The following is a 2604-nucleotide window of genomic DNA, read 5'->3' on the forward strand; positions in this document are numbered from 1 at the left end:
TTGTGTGGGTGTGTGTGCTTGTGTGTGTGCTCGCGCGCGCCGGGGGGGGGGGGGGCGCGCGGCGCGGGGGGGGGGGGGGGGGGGCGGGGGGCGCGCCGGGGGCGCGCCCCCCCCCGTCGCAGGGGGGTGAGGAAGTCGCGGGGGGTGAGCAGGTCGCGGGGCGGTGAGCAGGTCGCCGGGTGGGGTGAGGAGGGAGAAGGGAGGTGGACCACACGGGGGGCGACAGCGGTACGGCCGCAGGTCCGGGCGGACCGGACGGCGGCGGCGGGTGTCGGGTCGGTGCGGCCAGGGGGTGCGTCCCTCGCTCGGGTGCGGCGGACCGGGCACGCTGGTCCTGGACGGGACCGGCCGCCGGAGCTCCCCCGCTCCCGGACCGTCCCGAATCCCCCTTGCCGCGGCCTCAGTTGGACATCACGGGCCCGGCGTGCCACCGACGGTACCCAGGGGTGCGGGGTGGGCCGACCTCGGGCACCGTCCCTTCACCCGCACTGCACACCGGCCGCGCTTTCCGCCGCGGAACGGCCGGTTCCCCGGGTACACCAGCACGATCGGCGCCCACTTGTACGAACCCGGCTCCGCCTCCCCTCCCCCGGACGGCCGCAGCGACCTGCGGTTTCACCCCCTGGGCCGGCTTCCACATTCTGTTGAACCTCCCCTTGACGCCCCGCCGAGCCCAGCCGTACCGTATTTCCACATACAGAAACCGTTCTTCCGTATGGTGGAATTCTGGAGATGAGCCCTCCGACCCACTGCGGGCCGACGCAGGAGAGACCCGATGCCTCGTATGACAGCCGCCCGCGCGGCCGTGGAGATCCTCAAGCTCGAAGGCGTTGAGGTCGCGTTCGGCGTGCCGGGCGCAGCCATCAACCCCTTCTACGCCGCGCTCAAGGCCTCCGGCGGGATCAGGCACACGCTGGCCCGGCACGTCGAGGGCGCCTCCCACATGGCCGAGGGCTACACCCGCGCCAAGGCCGGCAACATCGGCGTCTGCATCGGCACCTCGGGCCCGGCCGGCACCGACATGATCACCGGCCTGTACTCGGCGATCGCCGACTCCGTCCCGATCCTGTGCATCACCGGCCAGGCCCCCGTCGCCCGCCTGCACAAGGAGGACTTCCAGGCCGTCGACATCGCCTCGATCGCCAAGCCCGTCACCAAGGCCGCCACCACCGTGCTGGAGGCCGCACAGGTCCCCGGCGTGTTCCAGCAGGCCTTCCACCTGATGCGCTCCGGCCGTCCGGGCCCGGTCCTGATCGACCTGCCGATCGACGTCCAGCTGACCGAGATCGACTTCGACCCCGAGGCCTACCAGCCGCTCCCCGTCTACAAGCCGGCCGCCAACCGGATCCAGATCGAGAAGGCCCTCGCGCTGCTCCAGGCGTCCGAGCGCCCGCTGATCGTCGCCGGCGGTGGAGTCATCAACGCCGACGCCGCCGAACTGCTGCGGGAGTTCGCCGAGCTGACCGGCGTCCCCGTGGTCCCGACCCTGATGGGCTGGGGCATCGTCCCCGACGACCACGAGCTGAACGCCGGCATGGTCGGCCTGCAGACCTCGCACCGCTACGGGAACGAGAACTTCCTCGCCTCCGACTTCGTCCTGGGCATCGGCAACCGCTGGGCCAACCGCCACACCGGCGGCCTGGACGTCTACACCGCGGGCCGCACCTTCGTCCACGTCGATGTCGAACCCACCCAGATCGGCAGGATCTTCGCCCCCGCCCTCGGCATCGCCTCCGACGCCAAGGCCGCACTGGAGCTCTTCCTCCAGGTCGCCCAGGAGCTCAAGGCCGCCGGGCGGCTCAAGGACCGCAGCGCGTGGGCCGCCGCCACCCAGGACCGCAAGGCCCGGCTCCAGCGCCGCACCCACTTCGACGACGTGCCGCTCAAGCCGCAGCGCGTCTACGAGGAGATGAACAAGGCGTTCGGCCCGGACACCCGCTACGTCACCACCATCGGCCTCTCCCAGATCGCCGGCGCCCAGCTGCTGCACGTCTACCGGCCGCGGCACTGGATCAACTGCGGCCAGGCCGGCCCGCTCGGCTGGACCATCCCGGCCGCGCTCGGCGTCGCCACCGCCGACCCCGAGGGCCAGGTCGTCGCGCTCTCCGGCGACTACGACTTCCAGTTCATGGTCGAGGAGCTGGCCGTCGGCGCCCAGCACCGCATCCCGTACGTCCACGTGCTCGTGAACAACGCGTACCTGGGCCTGATCCGCCAGGCGCAGCGCACCTTCGACATCGACTTCCAGGTCAAGCTGGAGTTCGAGAACATCAACGCGCCGGAGCTGGGCGTCTACGGCGTGGACCACGTCCGGGTCGCCGAGGGCCTGGGCTGCAAAGCGATCCGGGTCACCGAGCCCGAGGGCCTGCTGCCGGCCTTCGAGGAGGCCAAGAAGCTGGCCGCCGAGTTCCGCGTCCCGGTCGTCGTCGAGGCGATCCTGGAGCGGGTCACCAACATCTCGATGGCCGCCGCCGACATCGACAAGGTCAACGAGTGGGAGGAGATCGCCACCCTCCCCGAGCACGCGCCGACCGCTGTCAAGCCGCTCGTGCTCTGAGCCCGCCGTGGGCCACTCGGGGCGGGCGCCGGGGGGCCCCCCGGCCC

Annotated in this window: 1 protein-coding gene; it reads left to right on the forward strand. The window is 72.1% G+C overall.

The features are described from left to right. Nucleotides 1-775: 775 nt before the first annotated feature. Nucleotides 776-2557: a glyoxylate carboligase gene (gcl, locus tag ACFV61_RS24840; RefSeq protein ID WP_380493937.1), complete on the forward strand. Its 1782-nt coding sequence runs from the start codon at nucleotides 776-778 to the stop codon at nucleotides 2555-2557. Nucleotides 2558-2604 lie beyond the last annotated feature (47 nt).

Source organism: Kitasatospora sp. NPDC059817, assembly GCF_042731835.1.
Taxonomy (GTDB): domain Bacteria; phylum Actinomycetota; class Actinomycetes; order Streptomycetales; family Streptomycetaceae; genus Kitasatospora.